The following is a 15811-nucleotide window of genomic DNA, read 5'->3' as shown; positions in this document are numbered from 1 at the left end:
CTCAGAACAGCTGTAACTGGCGGCCAGTCAGCGTGGAGAAATCATCGCCAACGAACGGCAGGATGGCATCGGCAACCGGCTGCAACTGCCTAGTGAGGTAGTGCTCGTAATCGATCGGCGATTGAAGGTTTTCCATCGGCTCGGGGCCGGCGGTAGTGATGACGTAACTGATCCAGCCGCCGCGCTGGTACTGGCGAGGGCGACCGAGCCGGCTGTTGTATTCATCGGCCTGGCGCGCAGCACGTACATGGGGTGGCACGTTGCGCTGGTAATCGGCCAGCGGCCGACGCAGGCGCTTGCGGTACACCAGCAGGTTGTCGAGCTCGCCCGCCAAGGTCTGCTGCACATAGTGGCGCACATAGTCGCGATACGGCTGGCCGCGAAAGATCCGCCCGTACAGTTCCTGCTGAAACTGCTGCGCCAGTGGTGACCAATCGGTGCGCACCGACTCCAGGCCCTTGTAAACCACATCCTCGCTGCCGTCGGCGCGCTGCACCATCCCGGCATAACGCTTCTTGCTACCCTCGTCGGTCCCACGGATGGTCGGCATCAGAAAACGCCGATAATGCACTTCGAACTGCAATTCCAGTGCGCTTTCCAGGTTCATCTGCTGGCGCAGGTGCTCGCGCCACCACTGATTGACGTGGGCGACCAGGTCTCGGCCGATCTGTGCCGCAGCCGCTTCACCATGGGCGCCCTTGAGCCAGACGAAGGTGGAGTCGGTGTCGCCATAGATGACCTCATAGCCCTTGGCCTCGATCAACGCCCGGGTCTGGCGCATGATCTGGTGACCGCGCATGGTGATCGACGAGGCCAGGCGCGGGTCGAAGAAACGGCAACCGCTAGAGCCCAGCACGCCGTAAAAGGCATTCATGATGATCTTCAGCGCCTGCGACAGCGGTGCGTTGCCTTCACGCTTGGCCGCCTCCCGCCCTTGCCAGACGCGCTCGACGATGGCCGGCAAGCAATGCTGGCTACGCGAGAAACGCCCACCTCGGAAGCCTTCTACCGAGTGCTCATCGTCGGGCAAGCGCAGGCCCTCGACCAGCCCTACCGGGTCGATCAGGAAGGTCCGGATGATCGAGGGGTAGAGGCTCTTGTAGTCCAGCACCAGCACCGAGTCGTAAAGGCCTGGGCGCGAATCCATCACGAAACCGCCGGGGCTGGCTTCGTCAGGGCGGCTGCCCAGGCTGGGGGCGACGAAGCCCAGGCGGTGCATCTGCGGGATATACAGGTGGCAGAAGGCGGCCACCGAACCCCCACTGCGGTCCACCGCCAACCCGGTGACAGAAGCGCGCTCCAGCAGGAACTCGAGCAGGCGGGTATGGGCAAAGATGCGCGTGACCAGCTCGCAATCCTTGAGGTTGTAGCGTGCCAGGGCGGGTTTGTCTTCGGCGAAACGGCGGTTGATTTCGTCCATGCGCTGGTACGGCGTGTCGATGGCCTTGCCTTCACCGAGCAAGGTTTGCGCGACATTTTCCAGGCTGAACGACGCAAAGCTCCAGGTTGCCGAGCGCAGCGCTTCGATGCCGTCGATCAACAGCCGCCCCGGCGCGTCGGCGAATACATGGCCGCCACTGGCGTGGCTGCGCAAGGTCATGGGGGCGCCGTTGCGGCCCAGTGCCAGCGGCACCTGCAGCAGCTTGGCGTGCTCGTGCAAAAGGCGCAGGTCGAACTGGATCAGGTTCCAGCCAATGATTGCATCCGGGTCGTACTCCGCCATCCACTGGTTGAGGCACGCAAGTAACCCGGCACGGTCATCGCAATAGTGCAGATCGAAGTCGAGGCCCTCAGGGTCGCCGTTGGCCGGACCGAGCATGTACACCTGACGCTGGCCGCAGCCTTCCAGGGCAATGCTGTACAGCTCGCCACGTTCACTGGTTTCGATATCCAGCGACACCAGGCGCAGCGGTGGGCGATAGCCCGGCAGGGGCTTGAGCTGGGCATCGCAGACCACGCCCTGGTCATCGGGTTGCCCGGTGAACTGCACCGGCGCGGTGACGAAGCGCTCCATCAGGTAGCGTTCGGGTGGGCGGATATCCGCTTCGAACACCTCGATGCCTGCCGTGCGCAGGCGTTGCTCCAGCTGCATCAGTTGCCGGTGCTGCCGGCAATAAAGGCCCATGACCGGGCGCTGGTCGAAATCCTTTAGCTGCAAGGGCCGCAGTTCGGCGCCAGGCTCGTTCGCCAGCAACACCTGCGCGTGCGCCGCTTGCGCTTGCGGGATGAACGCCACCGAGACCTGGGGTGCCAGACGCAGCAGCCGTGGCCCCCGATCGGTGGCCAGCCAGAGTTCCACGCAGGTGCCTTCTGGCGTGTCATGCCAATGCCGGGTCAGGACAAAGCCCTGCTGCAACTCCACTGCGTCAACCTCTACCGAAAAGGATGATTCTACGCTAGCGTGCCCCCGCCACGAAGCCGCTTCTGCGCGCGGCCCAGGCCAACAACCAGGCCACCGCGATCAGCGCGAGTACCACACCACCAAACCCCTCCACCCCTGCCCCGGCCAGTAACAACCCGCCAATGATTCCGCCCAGGGCATTGGCGCTGTTCCACACCGTCACCCGCATCGATTGCGCCACGTCGCCCCCTTCGCCCGCCGCGTCTGCACAGGCCGTCTGCAGCAAGGTCGGCGCGCCGCCGTAGGTCCCCCCCCACAAGGCGATGCTCAGGGTAGGAAACGAGGCGAACAGTCTGCAAGGCGAGGCCATTACGGAAAAAGACGGTTACAATGCCGTTCACCCCGGACATCCACGTCCGCAATCAGGAGCGCAGCAGGGATAGCCTCAGCGGTTTCGTGGTCTTCAATCGGGTGGCCGAAACCCGCAGCTTCGTCGCCGCTGGCCAGTCTTTGGGGATCAGTGCCTCGGCTGTGGGCAAGCGCGTAGCGCGCCTGGAAAGCCGCCTGGGCGTACGCCTGTTCCACCGCAGCACCCGCAGCATCACCCTCACCGCCGAGGCACGCTGTTCCTTGAGCGCAGCCGGCGCATCCTCGCCGAAATCGAGGCCACCGAGCAGGAACTGTCGCAAGCCAGCGAAACCCCACGCGGGCGCCTGCGGGTGAGCATGCCGCAGGTCACCGGGCTGGTGATGCCGGCGCTGGCCGAGTTCATGGCGCTGTACCCGCAAGTGGAGCTGGACCTGGACTTTTCCGACCGCATGGTGGATATCATCGGCGAAGGTTTCGATGTGGTGATGCGCGGTGAGCAGCCGGTGGATTCACGGCTCAATGCCAAGTTTCTGGGGTATTTCCAGCACCGCCTGGTGGCTTCGCCCGGCTACCTGCGCGAACGCGGCACGCCCATGCACCCGCGCGACCTGGCGGCGCACACCTGCCTGCATTACCGCTTCCCCAGCAACGGCAAGCTGGAAACCTGGCCGCTGCGCCAGGAGCACCCCGAACACGCCTATGACATCCCCATCTCGATGGTGTGCAACCACGTCGAGACACGCGTCTGCTTCGCTTTGAACCACCGCGGCATCACTTGCCTGTCGGACTTCACCGTGGGCCGTGAGCTGGGCAATGGCTCACTGGTGAGCGTGCTCGACGACTTCATGGAGCGACGCGGCAGCTTCTACCTGCTGTGGCCGTCCGGGCGGCAGATGCCGCCGAAATTGCGGGTGTTCATCGACTTCATGCTCGAACGCGTATTCAACCGTACAGGTAGTTGATGTCCTTGTAGGCCAGCGGTGGCACCTGGCCGAGCAGGAAGTCACGCAGCTTGTGCATTTGCCGCGCCTTGGGGCTGGCCTTGAGCCAGGTCATGTAGTAGCCGTCGCCGGTGGCCACGGCGTGCTTGAACGGTGTGACCAAGCGCCCGGCCGCCAGGTCGGCGCTGGCCAGCACCAGGTCGACCACCGAAATACCCAGGCCTTGCTGGGCGGCTGAAATACCCTGGTCGAGGGTATCGAACACTTGCCCCTGATCGATGCTGATATCCAGCGCGTCCATGCGCGCCAGCCAGCGCCGCCAGTCACGGCGGTCCGGGGACGGATGCAGGAATTCGCACTGGGTCAGGTCGGCCAGGGCCGGCTGCGCTTGCGCCATGTAATCCGGGTGGCACACCGGGATCAACCATTCATCGAACAGCTTGAAGCTCTCGATATCGGCGGGGAAACGCCCGTTGGCCAGGAGAATGGCACAGTCGTAGGGCTCGGAATAGAAGTCCACGCTGTCGATGTCCATCCACACGCTGGACAACTGCACGCTGCAGTTGTCCTCGTGCTTCTTGAAGGCATCCAGTGCCCGCAGCAGCCAGCGCACAGTGAGCGTGGACGGGGCCTTCAGGCGCAGGCCATAGCGGTCCTGGCGCAGCAATGCGCAGGCATTTTCGATGATCTTGAAGCCCACTTTCAGCTCTTGCGCCAGCAGGCGACCGTGCTCGGTCAGGCTGAGCTTGGGGCCACGGCGTTCGAACAGGTCGCAGCCGAACATGGCCTCCAGGGTCTTGATGTGATGGCTGACCGCGCCCTGGGTCAAGGCGAGCTCTTCCGCAGCGCGGGTAAAAGAGCCATAGCGAGAGGCCACCTCGAAGGCACGCAGGGCGTGCAAGGCCTGAATCCGTTCCGACATGGCGACGTCCCGAGCATGAGTAAGACTAATAGTAGGTCATAGTTCCACGCGTTTTACAACGTCAAGAGCGTCTCGGAAAATGCAGGTAAATAATAAACATAACCAAGATCCTGCCTGCATGTGGCTTGAACGTTCATTAAATTTACGCCTGGGGAAATCATGTTTACGGGATATGGAAATTGCTATCGCCTGGATGCGCTAGAGCTAGCCGATGAACATGTCTGGAACACGCAGCACTGGACTTACAAGACCATAGAGCATTTTCGCAGTATTCTCGCCAACCCCGACTTCCCCTGCCTGTTCGGCCGCAAGGCGGTCAACGGCGAAACCTGCCATATTCTTTTCGCCCGCGCCGAGCAGTTGGCCGATGACATCGCTCAAGGGCTGGCCGACTACGTATGCACCGTTACGCCGATCAAACCCAAACAGCGCATCGGCAGCCCCCTGGTGGTGTTTCTCGAAACAGCAGCGGGCAGCACCCTGGCCGAACAACAGGCGCTGGCCTGGAAAGTGTTGCGTGGCGTACATGCGCGCGACCCACACCCGTGGCCGCAAGGCATTCCCACCGACCCCGACGACACCGCCTGGTCGTTCTGCTACGCCGGCATGCCCCTGTTCATCAACATGAATTTCCCCGGCCACCAGCAAATGAAAAGCCGCAACCTGGGGCAGCACATCACCTTCGTCATCAACCCACGGGAAAACTTCGACGAAGTGGCCAACGCCAATACCGAGAGCGGCAAGAAAATCCGCGAGCGCATTCGCGAGCGCGTGCACCACTACAACGACGGTGTCGTACCTGACACCCTCGGCTTCTTCGGCGATGCCGACAACTACGAGTGGAAGCAGTACCAACTTCAGGAGGCGGGGTCGCTCAACCCGTCGCGCTGCCCGTTCCACGCCCATGCCGCACACCCGGCGGCAACCGACATACTGATCGAGAACTGACCGTGAATACCGCACTTACCGCCACCTATGCCCTCACTGTCCTGCTGCTGATCGCTACCCCCGGCCCGGTGGTGGCACTGATCGTCAACACTGCGGCTGCCTCCGGTTCGCGCAAGGCCATGTTTACCGCCGTCGGCACCAACTGGGCGTCACTGGTGCTTATCGGTGCAGCGGCCTGGATCATTCTCACCAGCGCCGCCATCGACAAGGCCTGGCTCAGCACCATGAGCCTGCTGGGCTGCCTGTTCATCGGCTACATCGCGGTGGGCACGTTGAGGGAAGCCCTGAATGCGCCTGCGCCGGAAACGGCGAGCGAAGCCCCCAAGGCCGGGCGTGGCGGGCTGCTGCAAGGGTTCATGGTGGGTATTTCCAACCCGAAGGACATCATTTTCTTCATCGCCTTCTTCCCGCAGTTCATCCAGATCACCGAATCGTTCGGCAAAAGCATGGTGGTCCTGTCGCTGCTGTGGGTGGCCATCGATTTTGCCGTGCTCAGCCTGTACATCTTCGCCATCGGCAAGATCGCCTCGCAGCGGAGCAACCGCATGATAAGCCTGGCTTCCGGTGTGGCCCTGCTGCTGATCGCCGCCGGCGGCCTGCTGTACAACCTCAAGGAACTGGCGGCCTGAACGTGAAGCGCAACACTCGGCGCAACCGAAGGAGCGACCATGACCGCGACTGACATGGGCGCATCTCCTTCGCCCTTGCAGCAGGACTACCAACGCTTTCTGCTGCTGGGCAGTCGGCGTGCCCCGCTCACCGTGCATGTGCACGAAAGTGGCTACCGGTCTGGCACCATCAATACCGATGCGCTCGGCCTGCGCTACAGCCATTGCGCCGGCAAGCGCTTTTCCGCAGCCGAGCGCGGTGGTGCTTCGCGTATCAACCTGCTGGTCGGCGGCTCCACCGCCCTGGGTATCGGCGCCAGCTCCGACGAGCACACGGTGGCCTCACACCTGTCGATGCTCACCGGCGAAGTCTGGCTGAGCCTGGCCGGCTGCGGCCTCAACGCCAGCCAGGAGCTGATGATGTTCCTGACCCACCAGCACCGCCTTGGCCAGCTCGGCCACGTAGTGGTGCTCAGCGGCCTCAACAGCCTGGCCCACGAAGCCCTCAGTGAAGTCCTCGCCAACCTCAACGGCCCGCAGCACGCCAAGGCCTACCAGGACTTTCTCAACAGTTTCAGCGAAGGCATGCAGCCCGCCGCACCATCCCGTCGGCAGTCGTTGTGGCGGCGTATCCGCCAGGCGTTGGCCCCCCCTGCGGTCGCCGCCCCGGTCAGCTGGCCGCTGTCGCCCCCGGAAAAGCGCCTGGCCCGTGCTGCCGATAACATTGGCCGTACCTTGCGCCAATGGGACCGGCTGCTGGCAGACAGCCACGCCACCCTCACCTTCATTCTGCAGCCGTTGCTGCCCTGGTGCCGGGATACCCTGCCTGCCGGCGAACAGGCCATGCTGACCGCACTGCAGCAAAAGCCGGCGAACTTCGAACGGCTGCTAGAGGGTGCATTCGACAGCCAGTTGCATTCGGCGTTTTTCCGCCGCATCAAGAGCCAGGCCGACCCTGTGCCTTGCTACGACATGAACTGCATGCTCAACAGCTCACCTGTGTTCGGCGCCGACCTGTTCATCGACCGCTTGCACCTGAACGATCTGGGCAACAATGCCCTGGCCAAGGTGATCACCGCCAAACTCGGTCTGGCCCAGGAAAAACACGCCTTGCGCAAGGTCACGCCGATCAAGCTCGTCTGACAGTTGCCGGGTGGTCTTCCGGCAGCCCGCGTGGATGGCTAGAATACGTCGTCGTTCCGATTTGCCCGAGGCGCACGCTTGACCGCCATGAACATCGAAGCCGTCCATCCTTGCCTGGCCGCCCATGGGGCTTGCCTGTGAGCCGTATGCGACGCCTGCCCCCGCTGTTGATCGCCCTGTTGCCGCTGGCTGCGCACGCGCTGGAGGTGCGCATCGACCCTCATGCCGACCTGCTCTACCGCCAGGCCTTGCCGTTGCTGGAGCAGGCCGACAACCAGGGCGACGACGCCAATACACTGCGCACAGCCGTTGGCGGCGACCCCGAGCTAAGCCGTCAGGGCCAGGCCCTGGCCCATACCTTGCCGACAGCGGTTGCCCTGCTGAAAAAATCGGTCGAGCTGGGCCATCCGGTCGCGCAGTACCGCCTGGCGCTGTACTACATGACGTATCTGCCCGTCGCGCAAATTCCGGATGCCGCCTGCCCGTTACTCGTGGCCAGCCTCCAGCAGGGTTTCGCCGCACCCGCGCCGGCCATCGCCACCTGGTGCCGGCCCTACAACGTCAGTAGCGAGTACCGCGCAGCACTGGAAGCCATCCCCAGCATGGCCACCGTGTACGCCCCCTACTACCCGCAACCGGCCACCCGCCTGGCCTGCAACCGCAGCCGGCCACAGGGCCTGGACATGCTGTGGGGGCGCCAGCGTGACTACCAGGCCGAAGTGTACCGCCTGCTCGGCGACCTCGACCCGCAGCACCGCCTGACCCTGCTGCAGAAGGCCGTGGACATCAATGGCTGCGTGACGGCGCAGCAGCATCTGACCCGCCATCCGTAGCCCGCCCCCACAAGGATTCGCGTCGACCAGCAAGATCGTTCAAGCCATGCCCCTAACCCTTCTGGCATGCTGGCCTACCACGTAAAGCACTGCAGCCATCATGCCCCACATCGCCCGCCAAGCCTTTCTCCACGGCGCCATCGCCATTCTCCCCCTGTCCCTGGCCGTCGCCCCCTGGGGGCTGCTGGCAGGCTCCATGGCCATCGAAGCCAACCTCACTGCCTGGGAAGGGCAAGGGCTGTCGGCCATCGTCTTCGCCGGCGCCGCGCAACTGGTGGCCATCGGCATGCTCAAAGGCGGCGCCAACCTGGCGTCGATCCTGCTCACCACCCTGCTGCTGACCTCGCAGCATCTGCTGTACGGCCTGTCGATGCGCCCGGTACTGTCCAGCCAGCCGCTGCGCTGGCGGCTGGGCCTGGGCTTTCTGCTGACCGACGAATTCTTCGCCCTGACCAGCCAGTACGACCAGCAGCAGTTCAACCGCTGGTACGCTCTGGGGGTGGGCCTGACCTTCTACGTGGCCTGGAACCTGTTTACCCTAGCCGGCATCCTGCTGGGCCAGAACATTCCACACCTGGACCAATTGGGCCTGGACTTCTCCATCGTCGCCACCTTCGTCGCCCTGATCGCACCGCTGGTGCGCAACCTGCCCACGGTGGTATGCGTAGCTGTGTCGTTGTTCTGCTCGGTATTGTTCAGCCACTGGCACTGGGAAACCGCCCTGGTGGCCGCAGGCCTGCTGGGCATGAGCGCCGGTTTCATCTGCCAGAAATTTGCCGGAGCCCGAGCATGACCTGGATCCTGATTTTTGCCATGGGCGCCATCGTGTTCCTCAACCGCTATGCGTTCCTGGAACCACGCCTGCCCTTGCGTCTGAGTTCCAACGCCAGGCAGTTCCTTGGCTTTGCCGTGCCTGGCATGCTCACCGCCATCTGCGGCCCGATCATCTTCATGCCCGATCACCAGCTCAACCTGAGCCTGCTCAACCCCTACCTGCTGGGCTCTCTGGTGGCCATCGCCCTGGTGCTGTTGACCCGCAGCGTATTGCTGAGCATGCTGGTGAGCATGTTGATCTTCTTCCTGCGCAGCTGGCTGGCATGAGCACGCCCCTGCGCGAGCAGACACACCTCTGGCAGGCACCTGCACTGGGCGACGTCGAGATGCTGCACGCGCGTTATTTCCAGCAGCGTTTCGCCCCGCATGTGCACGAAGGCTATGTGTTCACCGTGATCGAATCCGGGGCCCAGCGCTTCTGGCACCGAGGCAGCGAGCACTTGGCGCCGGTTGGCAGCATGGTGCTGATCAACCCTGACGAGCTGCATACCGGTGCCACAGCCCATGAAGCGGGCTGGCGTTATCGCGGCTTCTACCCCGAGCACGAGCGGGTAACCGGCGTGCTCGACGAGCTGGAACTGGGCCGTCACGGCATGCCCCGTTTCAAGGACAGCGTCATCCAGGACCCTGCCCTGGCCATCGCCTTCAGCCAGCTGCATCAGCTGTCCGAAGCCGGCGCCAGCGCCCTGCAGCAACAGACCGCCTGGCGCCAGGCGGTGCTGGCCCTGGTGCAGCGTCACGGGCAATGCGCCGAGCCTTCAGCCCCCGGCCACGAGCCCCTGGCCGTGGCCCGCGCCCGCGAACTGCTGGAAAGCCAATTGGCCGACCCACCCTCGCTCGAAGCGCTGGCCGCCGCAGTCAACCTGTCACCGTTCCACTTCGCACGGGTATTCCGCCAGGCCACCGGCCTGCCGCCACATGCCTGGTTGAAACAGCGCCGCCTGGCCCGCGCCCGGGAAATGCTTAAGAGCGGCCTGGTCGCTTCGGAAGTGGCGTTTGACCTGGGGTTTGCTGACCAGAGCCACCTCAGCCGGCAGTTCAAGCAGGCGTACGGAGTGACGCCGGGGGCGTATCGCAGCGCTTGCCTTCCAGTTTGAACTGCGTCACCCGGCCTCAGGCAAGCCGGCCAGCCACTGCTACACTGACAAGGCTGAATGGGAGGATCCTGCCATGTCCGAAAGAGAGCTCACCACCCTTCTGTCGCTGATGAACCAGCGCCAGGCCTGCCTGAGCAGTGCCTGCAAGGAGATTGCCGACTGGATCGACCGGCAGGGCGATGTGCCCGCCGCCGGCAAGATCCGGGCAAGCCTGAAGGCGCTGGAGGCCGACGAAGCCCAGGTCCGCAAGACCCTGACCTCGCTGACCCTCGACAGGCCGCTGCCGCGCTTTCGTAGCTGAAGGGTACGTCTGAAAAGAAAAGGGCCGCTAAACGCGGCCCTTCGATCGGTCAGTGCTTCATGTGCATGTGGTCATGCCCACCGCCGGCCTCGGCGTTGAGCGCACGCACCTCAGCCTGCACGTCCACGGTTTCCTTGACGCCCTTGGCATTTTCGATGGTCAGGGTCAGTGGCACTTTCTCGCCTTCCTTCACCTGATTGTTCAGGCCCATCAGCATCACATGCAGGCCATTCGGGTCGAGGGTTACGGCCTTGCCAGCCGGCAGCTCTACAGACTTCACCTCACGCATGCCCATCACGTCACCGTTCATGGTCATCTCGTGTACCTGCACGGTCTTGGCCACAGGCGAAGCCACGCTCACCAGCTTGCTGTCGCTGCTGGCGGTGAGGGTCATGAAAGCACCGGTGGACTGCTGGTGCGGCACGCTGGCACGCACCCAGGCCTCACTCACGGTGGTCTGGGCCAGGGCTGGCAGGGCCAGGCCCATCAGTGCCAGGGCAGCCAGGCCGCGTTTGATCGGTTGCATCGACATTCAGCAGATCTCCATCAGGGTGACCAGGTCTTCGGCACATTCCTTGGCATTCAGGGAATGGCCCAGGCTCAGGCGCAGGGTGCCACGCGTATCGTAGACGTAGCTGGTGGACGAGTGAGAGATGGTATAGGTGTCACCGGCCGGGACCTTTTCGTAGAACACCTTGAATTCCTTGGCCACTGCGGCAATTTCCTCGGGGGTGCCGGTGAGCGCGGTGAACGTCGGGTCGAAGGCCTTGACGTAGGCATCAAGCACCTCGGGGGTGTCGCGCTCGGGGTCCAGCGTGATGAACACCACCTGGAACAGATCACGGTCACGGCCCCTCAGCAGCTTGCGGATTTGCGCCGCACGCGCCAGCGTGGTCGGGCAAACGGCCGGGCACTGGGTGAAGCCGAAGAAGACCATCGGCATGCTGCCGTAGAAGCTCGACAAGGTGCGCACGTTACCTTGTGGGTCTTTGAGGCTGAACTTGCGCCCGAGGATTTCGTTGCTCATGTTCTTGCCGTACTTGAACTCGAGCCCCCGGGCCGGGCTGCAGCCTGCCAGCAGGCCGAGCCCGAGAACGCCCATCCCGGCGACAACTGCGCGCCGGGTATACAGATCATTCATGAAACCATCCTTTACAGGGAAGGTGCCGGCCCTCGGGACGGGCCGGCTGAAAAACCGGGGCATTCTGGCATGACACCCCAAGGGGTTCTACCCGACCAAGGCGGGGAAGGCCTACAACCCTTTGAATACGGGCTGCGGCCTGTTGTCGCAGGGGTTGAAACCGTAACACTTTGTTGCTAGAGAGCCGACCTTGGCTTAGTAGTAGGCGTTCTCTTTCTGGCTGTGGTCGGTCACGTCACGCACGCCCTTCAATTCCGGAACACGCTCGAGCAGGGTGCGCTCGATACCTTCCTTCAGGGTGACATCGGCCTGGCCGCAGCCTTGGCAACCGCCACCGAATTGCAGCACGGCGATGCCGTCGTCGACCACGTCCACCAGGCTGACCTGGCCGCCGTGGCTGGCTAGACCCGGGTTGATCTCGGTCTGCAGGTAGTAGTTGATGCGCTCGTTGATCGGGCTGTCTTCGTTGACCATCGGCACCTTGGCGTTAGGCGCCTTGATGGTCAGCTGGCCACCCATGCGGTCGGTGGCGTAGTCAACCAGTGCGTCTTCCAGGAACGGCACGCTGACCGCATCCAGGTAAGCGGTGAAGCTCTTCAGACCCACGGCGGTGTCGTCAGGCTTCTCTTCGCCCGGCTTGCAGTAGGCAATGCACGTCTCTGCGTACTGGGTGCCCGGCTGGGTGATGAAAATGCGAATGCCGATGCCAGGCGTATTCTGCTTGGAGAGCAGATCGGCCAGGTAGTCATGGGCGGCGTCGGTAATGGTTATAGCGCTCATGTAGGTTCCTCACAGACTTGCCGCCAAGTGTACGCCAACCCGCTCATTGAACAAAGTCCTAGTATTTGACTCGGGAAAGCGCATATTCAGGGGCCACTCCCCGTGGCGCCGCCAGCCAGGCCTGCATGCGCCGGTACAGCCCGCGCTCCAGCCACTGGTAACTGAACCACGACATTAGTCCAATGGACGGCACGCACAGGGCAAACACCAGATACGGGTTCAACTGCAAGCGCTGGCTGGCGAACCAGCCGGCGTACAGCACCAGCACATGGACCAGGTACACCGAGTACGAGCAGTCCCCCAAGGCCTTGAGCAGCCGGTTGCCTTGAAAAAGCGGTTCCAGCGCGATGAAGGCCATCACGATCATGGCGCTCGGTAGGCCCCAATGCAGCAGGCGCAGGGACGCATCCAGGTGATAGATGGCCAGGCCCGCCACAACCAGCACGCCCAGCGGCAACCACCGCCCTTGGCGGATCAGCCCACGGCGATACAGCACGCCCAAACCGATGCCGAGCAAGAACTCGTAGATGATGTCGTTGTTGTAGAAGCGGCTTAGCACACCCAGCCGGCCCAGCACCTCGCTAGCCAGCAACAAGGCCGCGGTAACCAGCAACAGGTGATGACGCTGGCGCACCAGGAAGGCCAGGCCGAACAGCAGGTAGAAGAACATCTCGAAGTTCAGCGTCCAGCCCACGTTCAGGGTCGGGTACAGGCCATAGCCTCCAGGGTTTTCTGCCGGGATGAACAGCATCGACAAGAACAGATGGTGCCAGGTGAACACCTGATGTGGCATCCATTGGCTAAAAGCCAGCAGCAACATGGCCATCAACGCGGTGTAGAACCAGTAGGCCGGAACAATACGCAGCACCCGATTGAGCAGGAACTGGCGCGGTTCGATGGTTTTATCGCGGGTCGACAGGTAGATGACCAGCCCGCTGATGACGAAGAAGATGTCGACGCCTACGGCACCACGGTCGGTAAGCAGTTGGCCAATGGGGCCGGTGGCGTGGAAGTCGAAGAAGATCTGCATGAAATGGTGGCAGACCACCACCCAGGCGGCGAACGCCCGCAGTGCCTGAAGCGAATACAGCATGAAGTACCCTGCGCTTGCCGGTGCGTTGAGGCCTTGGGAGCCTATGACAGCTCCCAGACCACCCAACCTGTCCGACCGCAGGGTACCCGGAAAGGTCAGCTTACCCGATCAGAGGTTCTCGTAGCGGTTCATGTCCAGCACCCCCGCCTCCACCGGCTGGGTCTCCTTGATGAAGCTGTTCAAGTCATGGAAGTAGCGCCAGAACTCAGGGTGACTGCGGCGCACGCCCCAGCGCATGACGATGCGCTCGAACTTCGCCGGGTCATCTTTCGCATACTCCATGTCCTCGACGAACTCCGCCACATCCTTTGTCGGGATGTTGAAGATGAAGTTCGGGTAGCTGCTGAGCACACCCGGGGCCAACGTCAAGGTATCCAGCCCCGGCTGATAGCGGTATGCCTCACCCAGCAGGAACGCCACGTTGCTGTGCGCACGGTTGCGCAGCAGGCTGTACACCTGGCGCTGGCCGCCCTGCCCTTCGATACGCAGCATGGTTGCCTCGGGCAACTGGTTGATCACCTTCAGCCCCGCAGCCGGGCGCGACACCAGGCGGCTGAGCGACTGCTCGGCATTGCGGAACTCTTCGCTCATCTGCGGCCGTGAGCAGAACGCGCCCTGGCAGCGGTTGATCGGGTCGGGCGTGGCATTCAGGCTGCCGGTGCGCTGCAACAGCTTTAGGCCAAAGTCGCGCTTGGGGTTGCGCGGGTCAAGCTGTATGCCACTCGGGGTGTCGGTGTCGATGTCCTCATAGTCCATCCACATTTTCACCTTGCCGCTGTTCTGGTACCAGTCACCGAGGATCGCCTTGCGCTGGTCGGCAGGCATCAGGCGCAAGAAGTTGACCTCGGCACCGTTGCGAATCAGGTCGAAATACAGGCGCGTCTGCAATTGGTGCGAAACATTGCCGAACACGTCAAAGTTGACCGCCAACTGGTAATAGGTGCGCTCGAACAACGGGTAGTCGAACAACCACACGGTCAACGGCACGTCACCGATCAGGCCCTTGCTCACCGACGCGCTGTCGAAGTGGCGGAAGATGCTCAGCAACGCGTTGTCGTTACCGGCCCATAAGGTCGACCAGCCCGGTGCCGGCATGTCGGCATAGGCGTCACGGCGCAGCTTTTCGTACTCGTTGCGCTTGTCGCGGTAGGCGTGCCACAGGCTCAGCACACTGCCCACGTCATCGATCTGGCCCGGCATGGCCAGCAGCGGCGTGGCCTCGCCACGGTATTTGGCGTCGGTGATGTAACGGTCGAAGGCCGGCTCCTGGAACAGTGCCCAGAAGTTATCGCGGATCACGTCAGTGGCGATCTGTCCACGGCACACCGGGCCCCGGATAAAGGTGCGTACGAAGTATTCGGCGTTATCCAGCATGAACTGGTAACGCGCCACTGCCGGGATCGCCTCGAAGGTTTCGAACGGGTTGGCCCGGTGACGCGGGCCGTAACCCGGCAGTGCGGTGGCGTGCCAGTCGCCGGCATAGAACAGCTGCTTGACCCGTTTGAGTTTCTGCGGCCCCATCGGGTAGGTGATGTGCGTCTTGTGCACGATCACACCCTGCACCGGGATCAACCGATAGTAGAAGTCGGTGCCCGGCGGGTCGTTGGGGCGGCGCGTGGCAATGATATCGACCGGCTTGCCGCTCGGCGTGCGCGAACGCACCCACTGGAAGAAGTGCCCCTGCTCCCCCCCAACGAAGTAGATATGCGCCAGGAACAGGTGTTCGTACAGCCAGCGGCCGACCAGCGCCTCGGTGGAGCCCGGACGGTTGAGCAGCTCTTCCCACTCGGTGATCTGCCGGGCTTCGGCTGCGCTTGGCTTGATCGGCTGGTATTCCACCGGCGCACCCGCTGCCAGCCAGCGGCGCATGGTGTCGTATTCCTTGTCGGTCAGCCCGGTCACCGCCAACGGCATGCCCTCTTTGGGGTGGGCGCCGGCATAGGCGTCGAATTCATGGGGCAGCGGGCACATGTTGTTGCGGTTCAAGCCCAGGACAATGTCCTCGGGCAACTTGGCGTTGGGCGTGAGTGGGGTCTTGTGCCCCAGTTCCAGCATGCGCGCCATCAGTGCGGCCTGGCTGCCCTGGTTGTCGAGCACCGAGTAGAAGCCCTTCTTGCGCCATTCCTCTTCGCTGTGGGCGTCGTAGAACAGCCGCGTGGTAGGCACCGCCTTGCTGCGCTCGCCCTGGTACACGGGCACCTTGCTGGCCCCGCGCACCGCGCCTTCCGGGCTTTCCAGCTTAAGCTGACAGGCAGCGTCGTTGCAGGCGTGGCAAGCCACGCACTTCTCGGTGAAAATCGGTTGAATGTCCCGGGTGTAGGAAATAGCCGGGCTCGACTGAGGGGCTTGCCCGAACACCGCGCCGCTGATGAGCAGGGCGAAGGCGCCGGCAAGGATACGATGCACCATGTGCGAAAAGTCCTGGTTCTTAAAAGCCATCACGATTGTGCCTGGTCGTCC

15 protein-coding genes and 2 pseudogenes are annotated in these 15811 nt (G+C 63.1%); 9 read left to right on the top strand and 8 right to left on the bottom strand.

Annotation, left to right across the window (positions count from 1 at the left end):
• Position 1: 1 nt before the first annotated feature.
• Together PM2_RS16795 and PM2_RS16790 are read right to left on the bottom strand one after the other, a co-directional pair.
• Positions 2-2362, bottom strand: coding sequence for a DNA polymerase II (locus tag PM2_RS16795; protein WP_016714688.1), 2361 nt, complete (start codon positions 2360-2362; stop codon positions 2-4).
• Positions 2363-2396: 34 nt separating this feature from the next.
• A pseudogene (locus tag PM2_RS16790) lies at positions 2397-2672 on the bottom strand (MFS transporter); the annotation flags it as partial.
• A gap of 59 nt (positions 2673-2731) precedes the next feature.
• Here PM2_RS16790 and PM2_RS16785 point away from each other — a divergent pair.
• Positions 2732-3672: pseudogene (locus PM2_RS16785) on the top strand (LysR family transcriptional regulator).
• Here the strand turns inward: PM2_RS16785 and PM2_RS16780 are convergent.
• Complete coding sequence (locus tag PM2_RS16780) at positions 3653-4573, bottom strand: LysR substrate-binding domain-containing protein (RefSeq protein WP_025754379.1); 921 nt, start codon at positions 4571-4573, stop codon at positions 3653-3655. The pseudogene PM2_RS16785 and the gene PM2_RS16780 sit on opposite strands and share 20 nt — an antisense overlap.
• 159 nt (positions 4574-4732) lie before the next feature.
• On the opposite strand from PM2_RS16780, the gene PM2_RS16775 reads away from it, so the two are divergent.
• The 8 genes from PM2_RS16775 (at position 4733) to PM2_RS16740 (ending at position 10337) form a co-directional block, all read left to right on the top strand.
• Positions 4733-5521, top strand: a complete 789-nt coding sequence (locus tag PM2_RS16775) for a YqcI/YcgG family protein (RefSeq protein ID WP_016714692.1) — start codon at positions 4733-4735, stop codon at positions 5519-5521.
• Positions 5522-5523: 2 nt separating this feature from the next.
• Positions 5524-6150 carry a LysE family translocator gene (locus tag PM2_RS16770; protein ID WP_016714693.1) on the top strand — a complete coding sequence of 209 codons (627 nt, stop codon included), beginning with the start codon at positions 5524-5526 and terminating at the stop codon, positions 6148-6150.
• A gap of 39 nt (positions 6151-6189) precedes the next feature.
• Entirely contained in the window at positions 6190-7272 is a 1083-nt protein-coding gene (locus tag PM2_RS16765; protein WP_016714694.1) for a hypothetical protein, read from the top strand.
• Positions 7273-7409: 137 nt separating this feature from the next.
• Positions 7410-8105 (top strand): SEL1-like repeat protein, encoded by a 696-nt coding sequence (locus PM2_RS16760; RefSeq protein ID WP_028699328.1) that lies wholly within the window; start codon positions 7410-7412, stop codon positions 8103-8105.
• Positions 8106-8205: 100 nt separating this feature from the next.
• Positions 8206-8898 carry an AzlC family ABC transporter permease gene (locus tag PM2_RS16755; protein WP_016714696.1) on the top strand — a complete coding sequence of 231 codons (693 nt, stop codon included), beginning with the start codon at positions 8206-8208 and terminating at the stop codon, positions 8896-8898.
• The gene (locus PM2_RS16750; RefSeq protein WP_028699329.1) at positions 8895-9206 is read left to right on the top strand and encodes an AzlD domain-containing protein; all 312 of its coding nucleotides are present in this window, start codon (positions 8895-8897) and stop codon (positions 9204-9206) included. The genes PM2_RS16755 and PM2_RS16750 overlap by 4 nt, the downstream gene beginning before the upstream one ends.
• Positions 9203-10036 carry an AraC family transcriptional regulator gene (locus tag PM2_RS16745; protein ID WP_028699330.1) on the top strand — a complete coding sequence of 278 codons (834 nt, stop codon included), beginning with the start codon at positions 9203-9205 and terminating at the stop codon, positions 10034-10036. Before PM2_RS16750 ends, PM2_RS16745 begins: the two co-directional genes overlap by 4 nt.
• A gap of 73 nt (positions 10037-10109) precedes the next feature.
• Entirely contained in the window at positions 10110-10337 is a 228-nt protein-coding gene (locus tag PM2_RS16740; RefSeq protein ID WP_003250422.1) for a hypothetical protein, read from the top strand.
• A 49-nt stretch (positions 10338-10386) separates the two neighbouring features.
• On the opposite strand, the gene PM2_RS16735 is transcribed toward PM2_RS16740, so the two are convergent.
• The 5 genes from PM2_RS16735 to PM2_RS16715 form a co-directional block, all read right to left on the bottom strand.
• Positions 10387-10869, bottom strand: coding sequence for a copper chaperone PCu(A)C (locus PM2_RS16735; protein ID WP_016714699.1), 483 nt, complete (start codon positions 10867-10869; stop codon positions 10387-10389).
• Positions 10870-11478: an SCO family protein gene (locus tag PM2_RS16730; protein ID WP_016714700.1), complete on the bottom strand. Its 609-nt coding sequence runs from the start codon at positions 11476-11478 to the stop codon at positions 10870-10872.
• 195 nt (positions 11479-11673) lie between these two features.
• The gene (gene nfuA, locus PM2_RS16725) at positions 11674-12258 is read right to left on the bottom strand and encodes a Fe-S biogenesis protein NfuA (protein WP_016714701.1); all 585 of its coding nucleotides are present in this window, start codon (positions 12256-12258) and stop codon (positions 11674-11676) included.
• Between the two features lie 58 nt (positions 12259-12316).
• Positions 12317-13351 (bottom strand): acyltransferase family protein, encoded by a 1035-nt coding sequence (locus PM2_RS16720; RefSeq protein WP_028699331.1) that lies wholly within the window; start codon positions 13349-13351, stop codon positions 12317-12319.
• Positions 13352-13459: 108 nt separating this feature from the next.
• Positions 13460-15760, bottom strand: coding sequence for a fatty acid cis/trans isomerase (locus tag PM2_RS16715; RefSeq protein WP_028699332.1), 2301 nt, complete (start codon positions 15758-15760; stop codon positions 13460-13462).
• Positions 15761-15811: the final 51 nt, after the last annotated feature.

Origin of the sequence: Pseudomonas monteilii NBRC 103158 = DSM 14164 (assembly GCF_000730605.1) — a bacterium.
Classification (GTDB): Bacteria; Pseudomonadota; Gammaproteobacteria; order Pseudomonadales; family Pseudomonadaceae; genus Aquipseudomonas; species Aquipseudomonas monteilii.
This window is presented reverse-complemented; position numbering and strand designations above follow the sequence as displayed.